Annotated in this window: 19 protein-coding genes and 1 riboswitch; of the genes, 3 read left to right on the top strand and 16 right to left on the bottom strand. The window is 69.3% G+C overall.

Features of this window, described 5'->3' with window-relative positions; genetic code table 11:
* Nucleotides 1–34: 34 nt before the first annotated feature.
* A complete protein-coding gene (locus GVL12_RS18495) occupies nt 35–988 on the top strand; it encodes an HTH-type transcriptional regulator ArgP (protein ID WP_159916781.1) in 954 nt (317 codons plus the stop codon).
* A gap of 11 nt (nt 989–999) precedes the next feature.
* Here the strand turns inward: GVL12_RS18495 and GVL12_RS18490 are convergent, their stop codons facing one another.
* Nucleotides 1000–1491: a hypothetical protein gene (locus GVL12_RS18490; RefSeq protein ID WP_159916779.1), complete on the bottom strand. Its 492-nt coding sequence runs from the start codon at nt 1489–1491 to the stop codon at nt 1000–1002.
* 309 nt (nt 1492–1800) lie between these two features.
* Here GVL12_RS18490 and GVL12_RS18485 point away from each other — a divergent pair, with 309 nt between their 5' ends.
* Entirely contained in the window at nt 1801–1944 is a 144-nt protein-coding gene (locus GVL12_RS18485) for a DUF3149 domain-containing protein (RefSeq protein ID WP_159916776.1), read from the top strand.
* Nucleotides 1945–2017: 73 nt separating this feature from the next.
* Here GVL12_RS18485 and GVL12_RS18480 read toward each other — a convergent pair whose 3' ends face one another.
* Together GVL12_RS18480 and GVL12_RS18475 are read right to left on the bottom strand one after the other, a co-directional pair.
* On the bottom strand, nt 2018–2242 hold the full coding sequence (locus tag GVL12_RS18480) for a SlyX family protein (RefSeq protein WP_159916773.1): 225 nt from the start codon (nt 2240–2242) through the stop codon (nt 2018–2020).
* A 3-nt stretch (nt 2243–2245) separates the two neighbouring features.
* On the bottom strand, nt 2246–3442 hold the full coding sequence (locus GVL12_RS18475; RefSeq protein ID WP_159916771.1) for a PLP-dependent aminotransferase family protein: 1197 nt from the start codon (nt 3440–3442) through the stop codon (nt 2246–2248).
* A 184-nt stretch (nt 3443–3626) separates the two neighbouring features.
* Between GVL12_RS18475 and nth the strand changes: the two genes are divergently transcribed.
* Nucleotides 3627–4265 carry an endonuclease III gene (gene nth / locus GVL12_RS18470; RefSeq protein ID WP_159916768.1) on the top strand — a complete coding sequence of 213 codons (639 nt, stop codon included), beginning with the start codon at nt 3627–3629 and terminating at the stop codon, nt 4263–4265.
* Between the two features lie 90 nt (nt 4266–4355).
* On the opposite strand, the gene cobT is transcribed toward nth, so the two are convergent.
* The 13 genes from cobT to GVL12_RS18405 all read right to left on the bottom strand — a co-directional run bounded on the left by cobT (nt 4356) and on the right by GVL12_RS18405 (nt 17994).
* Nucleotides 4356–5429, bottom strand: coding sequence for a nicotinate-nucleotide--dimethylbenzimidazole phosphoribosyltransferase (gene cobT / locus GVL12_RS18465; RefSeq protein ID WP_159916765.1), 1074 nt, complete (start codon nt 5427–5429; stop codon nt 4356–4358).
* Nucleotides 5430–5673: 244 nt separating this feature from the next.
* Nucleotides 5674–5973, bottom strand: coding sequence for a hypothetical protein (locus GVL12_RS26335; RefSeq protein ID WP_200843890.1), 300 nt, complete (start codon nt 5971–5973; stop codon nt 5674–5676).
* 339 nt (nt 5974–6312) lie between these two features.
* Nucleotides 6313–7821: a cobyric acid synthase gene (locus GVL12_RS18455; protein ID WP_200843889.1), complete on the bottom strand. Its 1509-nt coding sequence runs from the start codon at nt 7819–7821 to the stop codon at nt 6313–6315.
* The gene (locus GVL12_RS18450) at nt 7818–8876 is read right to left on the bottom strand and encodes an aminotransferase class I/II-fold pyridoxal phosphate-dependent enzyme (protein ID WP_159916760.1); all 1059 of its coding nucleotides are present in this window, start codon (nt 8874–8876) and stop codon (nt 7818–7820) included. Before GVL12_RS18450 ends, GVL12_RS18455 begins: the two co-directional genes overlap by 4 nt.
* Nucleotides 8866–9879 (bottom strand): adenosylcobinamide-phosphate synthase CbiB, encoded by a 1014-nt coding sequence (cbiB, locus tag GVL12_RS18445; protein ID WP_159916757.1) that lies wholly within the window; start codon nt 9877–9879, stop codon nt 8866–8868. The genes GVL12_RS18450 and cbiB overlap by 11 nt, the downstream gene beginning before the upstream one ends.
* Nucleotides 9873–10631: a 5,6-dimethylbenzimidazole synthase gene (gene bluB, locus GVL12_RS18440; protein ID WP_200843888.1), complete on the bottom strand. Its 759-nt coding sequence runs from the start codon at nt 10629–10631 to the stop codon at nt 9873–9875. Before bluB ends, cbiB begins: the two co-directional genes overlap by 7 nt.
* A gap of 53 nt (nt 10632–10684) precedes the next feature.
* Nucleotides 10685–11254, bottom strand: a complete 570-nt coding sequence (gene cobO, locus GVL12_RS18435; protein WP_159916754.1) for a cob(I)yrinic acid a,c-diamide adenosyltransferase — start codon at nt 11252–11254, stop codon at nt 10685–10687.
* A gap of 58 nt (nt 11255–11312) precedes the next feature.
* Nucleotides 11313–12110: an ABC transporter ATP-binding protein gene (locus GVL12_RS18430; RefSeq protein WP_159916752.1), complete on the bottom strand. Its 798-nt coding sequence runs from the start codon at nt 12108–12110 to the stop codon at nt 11313–11315.
* The gene (locus GVL12_RS18425; RefSeq protein ID WP_159916749.1) at nt 12107–13120 is read right to left on the bottom strand and encodes an iron ABC transporter permease; all 1014 of its coding nucleotides are present in this window, start codon (nt 13118–13120) and stop codon (nt 12107–12109) included. The genes GVL12_RS18430 and GVL12_RS18425 overlap by 4 nt, the downstream gene beginning before the upstream one ends.
* Nucleotides 13117–14007 carry an ABC transporter substrate-binding protein gene (locus GVL12_RS18420; RefSeq protein ID WP_200843887.1) on the bottom strand — a complete coding sequence of 297 codons (891 nt, stop codon included), beginning with the start codon at nt 14005–14007 and terminating at the stop codon, nt 13117–13119. Before GVL12_RS18420 ends, GVL12_RS18425 begins: the two co-directional genes overlap by 4 nt.
* A 170-nt stretch (nt 14008–14177) precedes the next feature.
* A complete protein-coding gene (locus GVL12_RS18415; protein ID WP_159916743.1) occupies nt 14178–14747 on the bottom strand; it encodes a bifunctional adenosylcobinamide kinase/adenosylcobinamide-phosphate guanylyltransferase in 570 nt (189 codons plus the stop codon).
* Complete coding sequence (locus GVL12_RS18410) at nt 14744–16150, bottom strand: cobyrinate a,c-diamide synthase (protein WP_159916740.1); 1407 nt, start codon at nt 16148–16150, stop codon at nt 14744–14746. The genes GVL12_RS18415 and GVL12_RS18410 overlap by 4 nt, the downstream gene beginning before the upstream one ends.
* The gene (locus GVL12_RS18405) at nt 16132–17994 is read right to left on the bottom strand and encodes a TonB-dependent receptor (RefSeq protein ID WP_200843886.1); all 1863 of its coding nucleotides are present in this window, start codon (nt 17992–17994) and stop codon (nt 16132–16134) included. Before GVL12_RS18405 ends, GVL12_RS18410 begins: the two co-directional genes overlap by 19 nt.
* Nucleotides 17995–18069: 75 nt before the next feature.
* A riboswitch (cobalamin riboswitch) is annotated at nt 18070–18308 on the bottom strand.
* Nucleotides 18309–18359 lie beyond the last annotated feature (51 nt).

The raw sequence follows: 18359 nt of genomic DNA, 5'->3' as shown, positions 1-18359 counted from the left end.
AATTAAATTAGTTGCAACCTATTAAGACAAACTGATGCTCGACTACGCCGGATTGGAAGCCTTGGCCGCCGTGGTGCGCGAAGGCAGCTTCGAGCGCGCCGCGCGCAAGCTGCACATCACCCCTTCGGCCGTCTCGCAGCGCATCAAGCTGCTCGAGGAACGCGTGGGCCAGGTGCTGGTGCTGCGGGGCCAGCCCTGCACGGGCACCGAAGCCGGGCGGCGGCTGTGCCTGCATGTCGAGCAGGTCGCATTGCTTGAAAACGAACTGCGCCGCACCAACCCGGCGCTGGTGTCCGAAGGACAGTTCATGCCGCCGACACTCAAGCTCGCGGTCAATGCCGACTCGCTGTCGTCCTGGTTCATGGATGCGATGGCGGCGTTCACGCGCGAAGGCAACGAGCTGCTCGACATCAGCATCGACGACCAGGACCACACGGCCAAGCGCATCAAGGAAGGTGCGGTCATGGCCGCGGTGACGGCCACATCGACCAGCATCACGGGTTGCAACACCTGGCCACTGGGCTCTATGCGCTATGTCGCGGCCGCGAGCCCGGCTTTCATGCGCCAGCACTTTGCGCAGGGCGTGACCCCCGAAACAATAGCGCGCGCGCCCATGCTCAGCTATGACCGCAAGGATGCGATGCAGGACAAATGGCTGCACGCCCAGGGACTGGCTTCGCGCCATGGACCGCCCAAGCATTGGCTGCCGTCGGCCTATGCCTTCGTGCGCGCCTGCGAGGCGGGCGTAGGCTGGGCGATGCAGCCCACGGTGCTGATCCAGCGCTACCTCGATGCGGGCACGCTGGTGGAAGTTCTGCCCGACACGGGCGTGGATATCCCGCTCTACTGGGCCCATGCGCGCAACGCCCAGGCCGGGCTGCAGCGTCTGACGCATTGCGTGATCACGGCCGCCGCCGGTTGGCTGCAGCCCCTGCCTGCGGATGGCCCAGAGGCAGGGGCTGCGGCGCCGAAAAAATCACCGGGCTGAGGCCCGGACGCTCACTCCTGCTTGTTGAACACATAGTGTTCGTTGGCGCGCTCCCACGCGGCCTTGGCCGCAGGCTCGGCCTCGTACCAGCGCAGGCGCGAGCCATGGGGCTCGCCATCCCAGCGGCGCGACCAGTCATCACGCACCTGCTCCCAGCGGTCGCGGCCCGCGGCGCGCTCTTCCCAGCCGGCGCGATAGGCCGGCGCATAGTCGTCATAGCTGTAATCCGACCGGTAGTAGTCCTGCTTGTCGTACGTGCTGCGCCAGTAGGCCTCTTCGGCCGTCGGGTTGATGGCTTCGGCCACGCCGTGGCCCGCGAGGCCGCCGGCCACCGCACCGACCACGGCACCCACGGCCGCGCCCACCGGGCCGCCGATGGCGCCCGCAGCAGCACCGGCCAGCGCACCGCCACCGGCCCCCAGCCCCGTGCCTACGGGGTGGGCTCCGGGCTCGTCCGTGATCGGGTCAAGATTGAGGTTATTGCGTTGTTCGGGTGTGGTCATGTGTGCTCCTGCTGAAAACAAAGGGCCATCGGCGCGCCGGCTGCGCGTGTAGCGGCCTGTGCGCCTGCTGCGGCGGTACGGACGCTTTCGCAATCCGCCCGCAACACCTTGAGCTTGCCTGCGAAACACGCCAGCACTTGTAGTCCAAACGGCGATGGACCTGCGGGCCTGAGCGCAATTGCATGGATGAGGCCTGCCATGGCGCTTTTTGCGCCGGCCCTTGACCTGGCGCAAGCGCCAAGGCCTGGCCCGCGGCGATAGTCCTCCCATGGCGCCGGAGCCGCACCCCGGGCCCGACTGGAGCTATGCATGAAATTGTGGATCGACCTGTTCTCTACCGACTACGGCCTGATGAGCCTGATCTCCATTTTGCTGATCATTGGCATGGGCATCTTCTTCCTGCTGCTGTTCCTGGGCAAGATGAAGACGATTGCGAACAAGGCGCCCGAGTAGGCCTGCGCGCGGCGGTGCCCATAGGCGCAAAAAGGGCTTCCCCGGGAAGCCCTTTTGCATTGCTGATCGACGTTCAATAGTGAGGTGGTAATTCGTCGCGCAGATTGCGACCGCCCCCGCCGCCTTCGGCCGGCACCTGCTGGCGCAGGTTGCGCACTTCGGCGATCAGCGCGTCGATCTGCTGCTGCTGGCGGTAGATGGTCATGTTCAGCTGGTCGAGCGTGTCCTCGACATAGCTGGCCTTGATTTCAAGCTCGGTGATGCGTTCCTGCGCGCGCTGCGCCTGGTCGTCGGCCATGCCTCAGCCCCGCAGCGCCTGGCCCAGGCGGGCCATGCCGTCCTGGATCCTGGCCACGTCGGCGGTCGCGAACGACAGGCGAAAGCTAGAGACATCGGGATTCTGCGCGAAGAAGGGTGGGCCGGGCACGAAGGCCACGCCCTTGTCGATGGCGCGCTTGGCGAGCACATTCGCATCCTGCAACTGTCCGCGCGCACCGGTGAGCCTGACCCACAGGAACAGGCCGCCCTGGGGCGCGACGAAGCTCGCCGCGTCGCCCAGCTCCTTGCGCAGCGCGTCGCCCATGGCCTGGGCGCGCTCGGCATAGACCGCGCGCACCTTGGCCAGCGTCGCGGGCATGTTGCCGGCCTGCAGGTATTGCGCCGCCGTCGCCTGGGCAAAGGTGCTGGTGTTGGCGTCGCTGAACTGCTTGCACATCACCGCACGATCGCGCAGAGCTTCGGGAGCGACCAGCCAGCCTATGCGCAGGCCGGGACTGAGCACCTTGCTGAGGCTGCCGCAGTGCGCGAGCCAGTCGCGGCTGCCTGGCACCTGCGCAGACAGCGCCAGCAGGCTGGGCGGCGGCGGCGCGTCGAAGTACAGGTCGCCGTAGGGGTCGTCCTCCACGACCAGCGTCTGGTACTTGACGGCCAGCGCCAGCACCTTCTTGCGGCGCTCGAGGCTCAGCGTCGCGCCGCTGGGGTTGCCGAAGGTCGGGATCAGATAGACCATCTTCGGCTGGTGCTCGGCGATGAGCTTTTCAAGCGCATCGGTATCCACGCCCTGGTCATCGATGGGCGCGCTGATCACTTCGGCGCCATAGAGGCGAAAGCACTGGATGGTGGCCAGGAAGGTCGGGCCTTCGACGATGACCTTGTCCCCGGGGCTGATCATGGTCTTGCCCAGCAGGTCGAGCGCCTGCTGGCTGCCCGTGGTGACCACGAGGTCGGTGGCCGCGACGCCGCTCACGCCCTTGGCAGCCATGAAGGTGGCGAGCTGTTCGCGCAGCGGCTGGTAGCCTTCGGTCGCGCCGTACTGCAGCGCAGCGCCCGGCTCGTGGCTCAGCGCGGCCTCGCTCGCCGCGCGAATGCCCGCGACGTCGAACAGCGCGCTGTCGGGAAAGCCGCCGGCAAAGCTGATGATGCCCGGCTTGCCCAGCAACTTGAAAAGTTCACGGATTGCGGAAGTCTCCACATTGTTCAGACGCTCGGCGAATTGCATAGATAGGGTCCGTTTCAGCAACAAAATTCGGTGGCAGTCGCGCGCGGCCGCCAACCCTGCATTTTTCATCAAATTTGCACGCCATGCGCGCAATACACTGCGCGCGCCAGGATTTGGCGTGGCGCCGCTGCAGCGCGCGTGCGCGGTTTTGCCCGACAATCGCCTTTTGCCTCGGGCTTCCCCCATGCAGACTGCGCAGATCGTTCCCTTTTTCGCCACGCTCAAGGCGGCCAACCCCATGCCCAACACCGAGCTCGAATACACCACGGTGTTCGAGCTGCTCACGGCCGTGCTGCTGTCGGCACAGGCCACGGATGTCGGCGTCAACAAGGCCACGCGCAAGCTGTTTCCCGTGGCCAACACGCCCCAGGCGATTCTCGACCTGGGCCTCGACGGCCTGGAGTCATATATCAAGACCATAGGGCTGTACCACAGCAAGGCCAGGCACCTGCTAGAAACCTGCCGCCGGCTGATAGAGCGGCATGGTGGCCAGGTGCCGCGCACGCGCGAGGCACTCGAAGACCTGCCGGGCGTGGGCCGCAAGACCGCCAACGTGGTGCTCAACGTCGCGTTTGGCGAGCCGACCATGGCCGTGGACACGCATATCTTCCGCGTCAGCAACCGCACGGGCCTGGCGCCCGGCGCCAACGTGCTGGCCGTTGAAAAGCAGTTGCTCAAGCGCGTTCCGCCCGCGTATGCGGTCGACTCCCACCACTGGCTGATCCTGCTCGGGCGCTATGTCTGCCAGGCGCGCAAGCCGCGCTGCTGGGAGTGCATCGTTTCGACTTACTGCGACTTCCAGCCCAAGACGCTGGCGCCCTGAGGCGCTTTTATCGTGAGGGGCAGGCGCCCTGCGCCAGGATGCCCTGCGCCAGGATGCCCTGCGCCAGGCCCAGGGCGAACGGTGTGGCGCTCAGCCCCCGGCGACTTCGGTCTGCTGCCCCGCGACACCGGCCGAGGCAAAGCTCGCCATGTCGCGCAGCATCGCGCAGGCCGACTCGAGCAGCGGCCAGGCCAGCGCCGCGCCCGAGCCTTCGCCCAGGCGCAGGCCCCAGTCGAGCAGCGGCTCGGCGCCCAGCGCCTGCAGCACGATGGTGTGGCCCGGCTCGCCCGAACGGTGGGCAAACACGCAGCGCTCTAGCACCGCGGGGCGCAGGCGGCTTGCGACCAGCACCGCGGCCGTGGTGATGAAGCCGTCGACCACGATCACGCGGCGCTCGTGCGCGGCCTGCAGCACCGCGCCGACCATGGCCGCGATCTCGAACCCGCCCATGGCCGCGAGCACGTCGAGCGGCTCCTGCACCGCGCCATGCAAGGCCAGCACCTCGCGCAGCACGGCCACCTTGCGCGCCACGCCCGCAGCATTGAGCCCCGTGCCCGCGCCCGTGACCTGGGCGACGTCGAGCGCGCACAGCCGCGCGAGCAGCAGCGACGCGCAGGACGTATTGCCTATGCCCATTTCACCGAGCAGCAAGGCATTGCCCGGCAGCGCCTGCACCAGGGCCGCGCCATGGCGCATCGCGGCGTCGCACTGCGCGGCGCTCATCGCGGCCGTCGCCGAGCAGTCCTGCGTGCCATGCGCGACCTTGCAGTGCCACAGCCGCGGCCGGCCGGCCACCACCGGGCGCTGGGCGAAGTCGCGCGCCACGCCGCAATCCATCACATGCAGGGCCAGGCCGTTTTGCCGCGCGAACACGCTCACCGCGGCGCCGCCCGCTAGAAAGTTCTCGACCATCTGCCAGGTCACATCGACGGGATAGGCCGACACGCCGCGCGCCGCAAGCCCATGGTCGGCCGCGAACACCACCATCTGCGGCTGCTCCAGTTGCGGTGCCTCCGAATGCAGAATGCAGGCCAGCCGGTGCGCGATGCGCTCGAGCATGCCAAGCGACCCCAGGGGCTTGGTCTTGTGGTCGATCAGCGCTTGCACGCGTGCATTCCATGCAGGGTCGTGAATGGAAGGGATTTCAGGCAAAAAACGAGTCATCGCGCACCGGCCAGCGGCAAAGTCCAAAGACCGCGAGTATCGCCGGCCCGCGCGGTGCATGGGCCGGGCCTGCACCATCCTCGCGCGCGGGTCATGGTCTTGCGCGCGTGAACAAATCCCCACGCTTGCTCGCTTCGCGTCGCTGCGTCGGGGGCCAAGCCTTCTCAGGTGGATGTTTTTTCCTTGAGGCGACCCAGCTGCAAAAGAGGCCCCGAAGGGCCTCGTGTTGCGCAGTGCCCCGCCGTTACGGCTGCACGGGCACCTGCTCGGTGTACTCGCGCAGCACGCCGCCGTCCCTTACGCTGCCACTGACTTCCGCCGAGCGCACGCGTTCGACGCACGAGCGGCGGTCGTCGGCTTCGCGGAATGCATCGCAGCGCGCCAGGGCATTGCGCTGGTATTGGTCCATGTCCTGGTCGCGTGGCATGCGGCCGGCGCGCTCTTCGGCGCGCACCGCGGCGGCCTCGTGGTCATGCGGGCTCGCATATCTACCGCGCTGGCCCTGGTGGCGCTCGCCCTTGTGACCACGGTGATCACGCTTCATATGGGGCGGTTTCTTGCCATCGTGCTGACCCGCGCCCGGCGGTGGCGGCGCAGGCGCCTGGGCAACTGCGAGCGGCATGGCGGCACCGGATGGTGAAGAGGATGGAGTCTGTGCATTGACCACGCCGAGCGCGCAGACGGCGGCGGCACACAGTGTCATTTGCAAGGAGCGGGACCAGGTGGACTTCATGGTAACTTTCTCCAAAGTGAATCGATGGAAAACGAGTAAGCCGCGGGAGCGGCCTCATCGCTTGCGTTACACAGCTTGCGGCAGTTTGCCCGCCCGCCTTATCAGCCCAGCCCGCCTGCGACTGCAGGCGCGAACCTACATCAGGCGCGTTCAGGCCCGCGCCGGCAGCTGCGCAAACCACTCCTCGACGCCGGCGGCAAGCCGCTCGAAGACGCTGTCCAGCGTCGGCGCATTCGCGCCCAGCAAGGCCTGGACGACGGCGGCGTTCTCGAACATGCCATGCCAGTAGCTCGCCAGGATGCGGCCGTCTGCGCTTTGCCACACGCGGCCCGGCACGCGCTCGTGCACGCCCATGCCCGCGGCCACCATGTCATCGCGCACGCGCGTGCGGCCATGGTGGATTTCGTAGACCTCCAGGTCGAGGCCGGACAGCGCCTGCCAGGGCGCGTCCAGCTGGGGCATGCGCACCTCGGCGCGCAGCAGCCGCTTGTCGACTTCGAACACCGTGACCAGCGGCAGCAGACCCAGCCCGGCCTCGTTGCCATCGACGCCGTGCAGGTCGATCAAGGCCTCGCCCAGCATCTGCAGGCCGCCGCAGATGCCCCACAGCCGCCCGCCCCGGGCCACATGGGCCGTGAGCGCGGCGTCCAGGCCCTGGCGGCGCAGCCAGCGCAGGTCGCTGGCCGTGGCCTTGGAGCCCGGAAGAATCACCCAGTCAACGCCCTGCAGCTGGGCCGGGCTGCGCGCCCAGACCAGGCGCACGCCGGGCACGTTGAGCAGCGGCTGGAATTCGTCGAGATTGCTCGCGCGCGGGTAGGCGATCACCGCCACCGTGGTGTGCACCACCGCGCCGGTGTCGAGTTCGTCGGCACCCGCGTCGTAAACCCCATCCTCCTCGGGCAGGCCATGGCGCGCGAGCCTGGGGATGGTCGCCACGACCGGCACGCCGGTGAGGTCCTGCAGCATCTGCGGGCCGGGCGCGAGCAGGCGCGCGTCGCCGCGGAACTTGTTGAGCACGAAGCCGCGGATCAGCGCCTGTTCCTCGGCAGGCAGCAGCGCCCAGGTGCCGTAGAGATGGGCGAACGCGCCGCCGCGGTCGATGTCGCTGACCAGCAGGCAATGCGCCTGCGCATGGCGCGCGACGCGCATGTTGACGACATCGCTGCTGTGCAGATTGATTTCGGCGGGCGAGCCCGCGCCTTCGATGACCACCACGTCGTTCTCGCCGCGCAGCGCGTCCAGGGCCTGGGCGATGCGCGGCCAGACATGGGCGCTGCGCTCGCGCCAGGGCAGTTGCGTGAGCGCGTTGTCGACCTGGCCCAGCATCACCACCTGGCTGCGCATGTCGGCTTCGGGCTTGAGCAGCAGCGGGTTCATGCGCACGTCGGGCGCGCAGCCCGCGGCCAGCGCCTGCAGGTACTGGGCCGTGCCCATCTCGCCCCAGGCATCCTCCGCGGCCGGCACCACGCGTGCATGGTTGCTCATGTTCTGCGCCTTGAACGGCGCGACCTTGAAACCCTGGTTGCGGTACCAGCGGCACAGCGCCGTGGTGACCCAGCTCTTGCCCGCGCCGCTGCTGGTGCCCAGCACCATCACGCACAGCGCGGGTCGCTGGCCGGGCGTGGGCAGGGGAAGTGAAGTGCTTGTCTTGGGATTCATGGTGTGTTCTTGGTGTTTTGCGCCGAGCGCCAGGCCAGTGCCAGCGCCTGCTGCGATGCCGGGGGCAGCACCCCCAGCCGTACCGCGCCGGCAAGGCCGAAGCTCGTCGCGTCGCGCAGTTTGATGCCGTGTTCGCCGCGCAGCCAGGCCAGGCGCGCGGCCATGCCGGCGTGCTGCGCATACTCGGCCTGGGGCCAGCGCGCGACAAAATAGTTCGCCAGGCTGCCGGGCACAACCTGCCAGCCCAGCGCCGTGCACAGATCGATCTGCGCAGCCTTCCACTGCGCGAGCTGGTCGCGGCTGCGCGCCACCCACTGCTGCACGGCCGGTGTGGTCCAGGCCTCGAGCAGGGCCACGCCATGCGCGCCCACGACCCACGATGCGGCCAGCGCCTGCAAGGCGGCGACGTGGTCCTCGGCGCCTTCGGGTGCGAGCGCATAGGCCGCGCGCACGCCGGTCATGCCCAGCGCCTTGTTCGGTGTCCAGACCTGCCAGACCCCGGCAGCGCTTGCGCTTTGCCGGCCGTCAAGGCGAAGCGGCTGGTAGGCGCAGTCGAGCACACGCAGATCCGCGCCCGCGTCACCCGATGCCAGCCAGTGTGCGAGCGCGGGGTCGGCCTGGCCCAATGGGCTAGACGGCTCGCAGGCCCAGTGCAGGGCCCGCTGCAGCCTTCGCCCTGAGCCTGGCCAAGGGCCCTGCCCCTCCAGGCGCAGGCACGCCAGACTCCAGACGCGCGCCGCCTGTGCATAGTCGCCATAGCTGTGCGCGGGCAGCAGCGCCTGGCGCAGACCCAGGCGCGCCGCATGGGCGCTGATGCGGTAGATGAACTCGCTGGCGCTGCCGGCAAGCACCACGCGCGCGGCAGCGATGCCGTGGAAGTCGCCCAGCCGCTGGCGCAGCGCGGCATAGGCCGGGTCGGGGTATTGCTGCGCATGCGCGGCCTGCAATGCCTGCATTGCCTCAGGACACGGGCCGCAGGCGTTGCGGTTGGTGGAGAAATCATGCGCAGGCACGCCCAGGGCGTCGGTGCCGCCGTGTGTGTGTTCAGACCACATGGAACCACACCATAGCGACCGATGCCTGCCACGCCACCAGGCCCAGCAGCGCAAGCCCTGTCAGCCCGCCAAGCAGATGCACCGCGCGGCGCGTCAGGCGCAGCGCCTGCGCCGTATGCCGCGCCTCGGGCGGCTGGCCCGCGGCATGCAGCACATAAGAGCCGGGCTTGCCCAGGCGCACATCGAGCGCCAGCGCGAGCGCCGCCATGGGCCAGCCGCCGTTGGGCGATGGCGTGCGCCGGCTTTCACGCCACAGACTGGCGAGCGACAGGCCGCCCGCGCTCAGCGCGAGCAGCAGCGCGGTCAGGCGCGCCGGAATCCAGGACAGCAGATCGTCGGCGCGCGCGGCCCACTTGCCGCCCCATTGCCAGTGGCGCTCATTGCGCCAGCCGGGGTAGCCCCACATTGCATCGGCGGTGTTGGCGAAGCGGTACAGCGCCGCGCCGGGCAGGCCCAGCAGCGCAAACCAGAACAGCGGCGCGATCACCGAATCATTGAGGTTCTCGGCCAGGGTCTCGAGCGCGCTTTCGCGCACTTGCGATTCGCTCAGCTGCGTCACATCGCGGCTCACCAGCCACGACAGGCGCTCGCGCCCCGCCGCCAGCGACTGCTGCAGCGCCGCTTCGACGGCCTGCACTTCGGCCTGCAGCATGCGCCAGGCAAACAGCGGCTTGAGCAGCAGTGCGAGCAAGGGGATCGCCAGCCACCATGGCATGCGCAGCAGCAGCGATTGCAGGCCCGCATAGAGCGCGGTCACCAGCAGCGCGCCCAGCGTCCAGGCCAGTGCGCCGCGCAGGAAAGCGCCATAACCCTGGCGCCAGTCGCCGGGCTCGAGCGCTCTGCCGGCGCCGACCCGGCGCCCGCTCCAGGCCAGGAAATTGCCCATGCCGACCACGGGGTGCAGGCGCGCGGGCGGCTCGCCCCAGCAGCGGTCAATGACCAACGCCAGCAGCACGGCGGCCGTGCCCAGAAGCCACCAGAGATAGCCGTTGATGATCAGCATGGATCCTTGGGGGCGTGTGCCCCTGAGCGGTCTGTCGCGGGCGCTTCCCCGCTGACCGGCTGGCCCCAGACTTCATCGAACAGCATGTCGCCCAGCGCCGCACGCTGCGCCCACTTTTCCTGTTGCAGCATGGGCTCGGCATAGAACGCGGGCACCGGGCCCAGGCACAGCACGGCCAGCGGCCGGCTGCCTTCGGGCATGCCCAGCAGCGCGGCCAGCGCGACCGGATCGAACAGCGACACCCAGCCCATTCCCAGGCCTTCTGCACGCGCCGCGAGCCAGAGGTTCTGGATCGCGCAGGCCGCCGAGGCGACATCCATTTCGGGCAGCGTGCGCCGGCCGAACACATGCTGCTCGCGGCCCGGCGGCATGGCCAGCACCAGCACTTCGGCCGCATCGCGCACGCCCTGGACCTTGAGCCGCATGAACTCGCTTTCGCGCTCGCCCAGGGCCTGCGCCGTGCACTGGCGCTCGGCTTCGACCAGCGCATGGATGCGCTCGCGCATTGCGCGCTCGCGCACGCGCACGAAACGCCAGGGCTGCATGAAGCCTACGCTGGGCGCATGGTGGGCGGCGCGCAGCAGGCGCAGCAGCACGTCCTCGGCCACCGTGCCGCCGCTGAAATGGCGCATGTCGCGGCGTTCGTGGATCGCGCGGTAGACGGCTGCGCGGTCCGGCGCGTCAAAAGGCAGCGCGGCCAGCGTGGCACCGGGCATTTCTTCAGTGCGCGCAGGGCTCGGGATGGTGGTCATGGTGGGGCCGTTTCTTCAAGCCAATGGGTCCGGCCATTGTCCGCGCGGCGCCATCAGTCTTCAATGCCACGTTGCGCGGGAATACCCGCCTGGAAGGCATGCTTGATCAGCGTCATCTCGGTCACCGTGTCGGCAAGCGCGATGATTTCTGGCGGGCAGCGCCGGCCCGTGAGCACCACGTGCACATCGCGCGGGCGATCGCGCAGGGTCTGCAGCACGGGCTCGAGCGGCAGCCAGCCATAGATCAGCGGGTAGGTGATCTCGTCGAGCACCACCATGAAATGCGCGCCCGAGGCAATCGCCGTGCGCGCGCGCTCCCAGCCTTCGCGCGCGAGCTGGGCCGAGTGTTCCTGGTCCTGGCTCTTCCAGCTGAAGCCGTCGCCCAGGCCTTCGATGGGCATGCCCAGTTGCTCGAACATCCGGTGCTCGCCAAAGCGTGCGGTGGGCACTTTCATGAACTGGAAGATCCTGACGGACTTGCCGCGGCCGTGCGCCCGCAACGCCAGGCCGAACGCGGCCGTGCTCTTGCCTTTGCCGTTGCCGGTGTTCACCAGCACCAGTCCGCGGCGCTCGCCTTCGGGCTTGGTATAGGGCTTTTCGGTCGGGGCTTGTTCGATTTCCATGAGGGGACTTTCAGCAAAGTGGAATAGCTGGGGACGCGGCCCCGGGAGAAAAATTCAATCAGCGCGGTGCGGGCAGGCGCGGCAGCGCCACCCATTGCCCGTCGATGGCGCGCACCTGGATGCGCTCGTCGAACACCTGTTCGAGCGCGCGGTGGGTCGTGACGTCGGCGCAGCCGCCCTGGTGCAGCACGCGGCCTTGCGCGATCACCACCAGTTCCTGCGCCTGCAGCGCCATCGAGATTTCATGCAGCACGCTGACCACCGTGGTGCCCCGGGCGACGAGTTCCTGCACGCAGTGCAGCCAGTCGGTCTGGTGCGGCGGGTCGAGGTTGGCCAGGGGTTCGTCCATCAGCAGCACCTGGGCCTGCACCGCGAGCGCGCGCGCCAGCAGCACGCGCTGGCGCTCGCCGCCCGACAGCTGGCCCAGGCTGCGCGCGCGCCAGTCCCAGCTCTGCGTCTGGCGCAGCGCCTGTTCCACGGCCGCATGGTCCAGCGCCGATGGCGCGCCCAGCCAGGGCTGGTGCGGCAGGCGGCCGAGCATGGCGACGTCGTAGACCGACATGTCGCCCGCCGTGGCCTGGTTCTGCCCGAGCCAGGCCAGGGTGCGCGCGCGAGCGCGGCCGTTCCAGCCCTGGAGCGCACGGCCTTGCAGCAGCACCCTTCCCTGGTCGTGCCCCATGCCGGCGAGCGCGCGCAGCAGCGTCGACTTGCCCGCGCCATTGGGCCCGACGACGCTGGTCCAGCGCCCCGCGGGCAGACGCAGCGACAGGTCATGCAGGACCTGCTGGCCGCCCAGCGAAACCGACAGCCCTTCGGCCTGCAGCGCCCATTCGGCGGCAAGAGAGGTTGCACTCATGAAAGCTCCTGCACATTGCGCCGGTGCATCAGCCAAAGCAGATAGGTGCCGCCGAGCACCGCCGTGAGCACGCCCACGGGCAGCTCCTGCGGCGCGATCAGCCAGCGCGCGAGCAGGTCGGCGCCCAGCAGCAGCACCGCCCCCATGCCCGCGCTCAGCAGCAGCAGCCAGCCGTGCATGGCACGCACCAGCGAGCGCACCAGGTGCGGCGCGGCCAGGCCGACGAAAGCAATCAGCCCGGTCTGCGCGACGGCCGTGCCCGTGGCCAGCGCCATCACCACGATCAGCAGCATGCGCAGCGGCGCGAGCGGCAGGCCCAGGCTCAGCGCCGTGGCTTCGCCCAGCGCCAGGCCGTCGAGCACGCGGCTGAGCGACCAGGCGACCAGCACCACCAGCGCCAGCACCACGGCCATCAGCGCGCAGGCGCCCCAGCCGACAAACGAGGTGCTGCCGAGCATGAAGGATTGCATGGCCTGGATGATTTCGGGCGACAGCATCAGCACCATCGACGACGCGGCGCCAAGCACCACGCCCACCACCACGCCGGCGAGCAGCAGGCGCATGGTGTTGTGCGCCCCCTTGGCAAGCAGCAGCGTCAGCAGCACGGCGCCCACGGCACCCGCAAACGCCGCGCCGGTGATGCCCAGGCGCAGCAGGCCTTGCAGCGCGAACGGCGACACGCCCAGCGCCGCCATGGCCAGCGCCACGCCCAGCGAGGCGCCCGAAGCGCTGCCCAGCAGATACGGATCGGCCAGCGGATTGCGGAACACGCCCTGGGCCACGGCACCCGCGAGGCCCAGCAGCGCGCCGGCAAGCCAGGCGCCCGTGGTGCGCGGCAGGCGGATATCGCGCACGATCTGCCAGGCCAGCGGATCAGCGTTTGGCGCGCCCAGGCTCCAGACGCTTTCCCAGCCCGTGCTGCCAATGCCCGCGCCCAGCAGCATCAACAGCAGGCTGGCCAGCAGCAGCGCGAGCGCAAGCCAGGAAGGACGCAGCGGATTCGCCTTCATGGGTAGACCTTGCGCACGCAGGCGGCCATGGCCATCGCCGCCTCGGCCAGCCGCGGGCCGGGCCGTATCATGAGATCGGACTCGGCGCCCTCGAAGCGGCAGATGCGTCCGGCCTGCACGGCGCGCAGCGCCGACCAGCCCGGATAGGGCACGCCGCTGTCGCCCAGGCTGCGCTGGCCGCCCATCAGCAGGTCCGGGTCGGCGCGCACCACGTATTCGGGGTTCAGCCGTGGAAACGGCCCCAGGGCCGCGGGCACGACGTTGACCAGGCCCAGCCGGGCCAGCGTCTCGCCGATGAAGGAATGCGCGCCCGCGGCCACCGGACCGCGGCTGGCATCGAAGAACACGCGCTGGCCGCGCGCCTGCGCGGGCATGGCGCGCGCGGCCTGCTCCAGGCCCTGCTCGATCCGCGCCCAGAGCGGATCGGCGCCCTGCTGCGGTGGCAGCGCCAGCATCGTCGCCAGCGTGCGCAGCACGCCATGCACTTCGGCATGGGTGCGCGGCTCGAGCGCGAGCACCTTGAGGCCCAGCGCCTCGAAGCGCTGCACGGCGCGCGAAGCCACCGAGATCAGCACCACGTCCGGGCGCAACGCCAGCACGGCCTCGATGTTCGGGTCCAGATTGCCGCCCAGGCGCGGCAACTGCGCGAGCGCGGGCGGCCAGGTGGTGTAGCGGTCCACGCCGACAATGCGCTCGCAGGCGCCGAGCGCGCAGACCGACTCGGCGAGCGACGGCAACAGGCTCACGATGCGCTGCGGCGGCGCGGCCAGCTGCACGAGCTTGCCGCGCGCGTCGGTAAGCGTGATGGCGGCTGCTGCAGTCGGTACAAGTGCCTCAGCACTGGCCGGCAGCGCCAGGCCAGCGATCAGTGACAGAGCCAGGATCAATGCCGTCCACGACAGTCCTTCGACAGGCGCAGAACGAACAGACCTTTCGACAGGCTCAGGGCGAGCGGCCCCTTCGACAGACGCAGGACGAACAGACCCTTCGACAGGCTCAGGGCGAACGGAAGATTTTACTGCCCGCCTCCAGAAAGCATGTAAGCTGAATCCAATCGTCATGCGCCCCCCTTGAGCACCAGCGGCAGGCCGGCGCACATCAGCGTGGCGTGGCTGCAGGTCGCGGCCACGCGCTGGTTGAGCACGCCCAGCGCATCGACAAACGCCCGCACTTCGCTGCCCAGCGGAATCACGCCCAGGCCGATCTCGTTGCCGACGATCACCACCGGCCCCCGTGCCCGGGCCAGCGCGGCCATGAACGCATCGGCTTGTTCCGCCCAGCGCTGCGCCCCGGGCAAATGTTCGGTCATAGGCATCATCCAGTTGGTCAGCCACATGGTCAGGCAGTCGATGACCAGCAGGCAGTCGGGCTGGCTGCGTTCGCGCACTGCCGATGCAAGGTCCAGCGGCACTTCGAGCGTGCGCAGGCCGGGTACGCGCTCGGCGCGGTCGCGCTGGTGGCGCGCAATCCGGGTCTGCATTTCGGCGTCCCAGGCCTGGCCCGTGGCCAGCAGCCAGGCGCTGCGCGCGGGCGATGGCGCCAGCCATTCCCGGGCCAGGTTTTCGGCGCGGCGCGACTTGCCGCTTTTTTGCCCGCCCAGAATCAACTCGCTGCGCGCTGCAGTCATGCGTCCAACTCCCGATCTTGTCCGTCATCACCCGCACCCAGCAACGCGGCGATGGCGCGGGGGTGCGAAGCGAACCAGGCATGGAAAAAACTCGCGTGCAGGCTGCCATGCCGGTACAGCCATTCGCCGCTGCCTTCGCCCGCAGCCTCGCCCGGCCGGTGGCTGCGCCCCAGCGGCGTCGCCGGGCTGTCAAGCTGCGCGTAGTGAAAAGTGTGGCCGCGCAGCGCCCCCCAGGGCGTGGGCAGTTGCTGCATGCCCAGGCCCGCGAGGCGTTTTTGCATCTGCGCCCTGCCCGGCATCAGCCCCCACAGCGGCGCCCACGCGCCGTCGCTGGTGGTAATGCCTTCGCAAAGCGCAAGCATACCGCCGCATTCGGCCCAGATGGCCTTGTTCGCCTGCCAGTGGGCCAGGATGTCGGCCTGCAGCCCGGTCTGCGCCGCGAGCTGCGCGGCGTGCAGCTCGGGGTAGCCGCCGGGCAGCCACAGCGCGTCGCACGCGGGCAGGCGCTCGCCGGCCAGCGGCGAGAAAAAGCGCAGTTGCGCGCCCATCGCGCGCAGGCAGTCAAGATTTGCGGGATAGACAAAGCTGAAGGCCGCATCGCGCGCCACGGCAATCACGCGCCCCGACAGCCACAGGCCCAGGGCCTCGGGATCGCCTGCGGCGGGAGCATGCGCGGGCGGCGCAAACTCCACCGTCCATTGCTGCCAGTCCTGCCAGCTGCGCTGGCCCAGCGGCGTGGCCGCGAGCGCATCGGCGGCGGCATCGAGCCGCTGCAGGCCATCGTCGAGTTCGTGCGCCGCGACCAGGCCCAGATGGCGCTGGGGCAGCAGCGCGGGCTGTGGGCTCGCGTCGGCAGAAATACGTTGCACCGCACCTTGCCACAGGCTGTCCTCGCGCACGCCAGCCTGCAGCAGCTGCGCATGGCGGGCACTGGCCACGCGGTTGGCCAGCACGCCGGCCCAGCGCAGGCCGGGCTGAAAATGCTGCAGCCCGAACGCCAGCGCGCCCAGCGTCGCGGACATGGCCGACGCATCTATCACCGCAAGCACCGGAATGTCCAGCAGCCGCGCGAGGTCGGCCGCGCTCGGGCTGCCGTCGAACAGGCCCATCACGCCTTCGATCAGGATCAGGTCGGCGGTCTGCGCCGCAGCGTGCAGGCGCGCGCGCGCATCGGCCTCGCCCGTCATCCACAGGTCCAGCGAATGCACGGGCGCGCCGCTGGCCAGTTGGTGCCAGTGCGGGTCCAGATGGTCGGGCCCGCATTTGAAGACCTGCACGCGCCGCCCCTGGCGCGTGTGCAGGCGCGCAAGCGCGGCCGTGAGCGTGGTCTTGCCCTGGCCCGACGCGGGCGCGGTGATCAGCAGCGCCGGGCAGCGCACGCAAGTCAGAGCGTGGGTGTCCATTGCAGGCTCACGAAGAAGCGCCGGCCTTCGGTGGCGTAGGTAGCGGCGGTCTCATAGTGTTTGTCGAACGCATTGTCCAGGCGCGCGAGCAGCTTCCAGTCGCGCGCCAGCGACTTGCTCGCAGAAAGATTCCACAGCGCATAGCCGCCCAGCACCTTGGTGTTGGCGGCATCGTCGAAGCGGCGAGCGCTCCACTGCACGTCGGCGCCCCATTGCCAGCCCGCGATCTGGCGGCTTGCGCCCAGCGTGCCGAACTGCCGGGCGCGGCGCGTCAGGTACAGGCCGGTGGAGCCATCCCTGGCGGAATTGAAGTCCAGCGAACCATGCCAGCGCACGCCCAGCGCCCGGGTCGCGGCCGCGAGCGTCAGGCCCTGGTACTCGGCCTGGGCGACGCTGACATAGCAGCCCAGCGAACTCGCGCAGCCGCGCGCGCCGGCCTGGTACGAGACCTGGTCGCGGATGCGGTTGCGGTAGGCCGTGGCCGAGAACGTATCGTGCCCGGCGCCGTAGCGTACGCCCAGCTCGAGGTTGCGGCCGTTTTCCGGCGTCAGGCTCGCCGTGCCGTAGTTGCTGAAGCGCTGGTAGAGCGTGGGCGCGCGAAACGAGGTGGCCGCCGAGGCCGTCGCGCGCCATTGCGGCGTGAGGTCGTAGCCATAGGCCAGGCTGCCGGTCTGCTTGTCGCCGAATTCGCTGTCGCTGTCATGGCGCACCTGGCCCTGCAGGTGCTGCTTGTCCGCATGCCACTGGTAGCCGAGCGCGAGCGCATTCTGCGCGCGTTCGCGGTCCACGGGCGCATTCTGCAGCGCATCCTCACGGCGCTCCAGCGTCGCCGAGAAAGTCTGCGCGCCCACGCGCCAGTGGTTCTGCCACGACAGGCCGCGCAGCTGCGTGGTGCTCAGATAGGCCGTGGGCGTGGTTTCGTAGCGGTCCTGCGATGCATTGAGCGCGAGCACGCTGCTCCAGCGCTCGCTCCACTGCGCATTCCATTCGAGACCCGCGGCGTGCATGCGGTGCTTGGTGCGATCGTCCACGCCCAGCCGGGGGCTGTTGTCGTAGCCCGCATCGATATCGCTGGCCAGCAGCGAAGCGCGCAACTGGTGGCTGTCATTGATGCGCAAGCCCAGCCGGGCCGCGCCCGACAGGCTTTTGTAGCCATCGCGGTCGGGGTTGCGGCTGGGCCGCACGTCGAAGCCGTCGCTGCGCTCGCCGGCGATGTCCAGCGCATAGTCCCAGGCCTTGTCCACACCGCCCACGCCGCTGACGCCGGCCTGCGCACGCAGTGTGCCGCGCGAGCCTGCGCCTACGGTGAGCGACGGTGCAAACGCATGCTCGGCGCGGCGCGTGAAGATCTGCACCACGCCGCCCATGGCGTCGGAGCCGTAGATGGCCGCGGCCGGGCCGCGCAGCACTTCGATGCGATCGACCATTGCCAGCGGAATGCTTTCCCAGGTCGGGCCACCGCTGCCGCTTTGCGAGGAAAAGCGGATGCCGTCGATATAGACCGCCGTGTACGCCGTGTCCGCGCCGCGCAGCATCAGGCTGGTGGTGTTGCCTATGCCGCCGTTGCGCACCATCTGTATGCCCGGCACGCGCACGAGCACATCGGCCAGGCCCGTGGCGCCGCTGGCCTCTATCGTGGCCCGGTCGATGACCGACATGTCGGCCAGCAGTTCCTGCGCGGACTGCGGCGCACGCGCGGCCGTGACCACGGTCATGGGCACCTGGGTTTCCAGCAGTGGCTGGGCCTGGGCGCAGACGCCGCCGAAGACAGCGGACAAGGCCAGGAACAGAACACCGGGGCGCGCGGCAATGGGCGCTGCAGCGCCAGAAGAAGGGTAAGACATGAAAATCAACATGAAGGCACCCGGCGCCGACCTTCCCGTCGGCAATGGGTCAAAGCAATCCGCGTCGCGGGCGACGACGGACCACACCTCGTTGGCCGGTATCCGGGCTGGGCGGAGCACACTCTTGCAAGCCTTCCCAGCGCAGCGCCAGTGGCAAGTAAAGAAGAGCCGAGCATCGCAAGACGCTCATCCGCTGACCGTTGCGGGGGCAGCGCAGGCACGGAACGCCGGCATCACGGCCGCTCCTCCCTGCTTCCCGTTGAACTATGCGCTTGAGAGCCAAGCGCATGAGCACCAACGGCGCCCATTGTATCCGCGCCTGTTTGCGCACGCTGGCAATGCGACGGGCCCGGCATTTTTGTAGG

This window comes from Pantoea sp. 18069 (assembly GCF_902706035.1).
In the GTDB taxonomy this organism is placed as follows: domain Bacteria; phylum Pseudomonadota; class Gammaproteobacteria; order Burkholderiales; family Burkholderiaceae_C; genus Comamonas.
The sequence above is the reverse complement of the archived record's forward strand: the minus strand, read 5'-3'. Positions and strand labels throughout refer to the sequence as shown.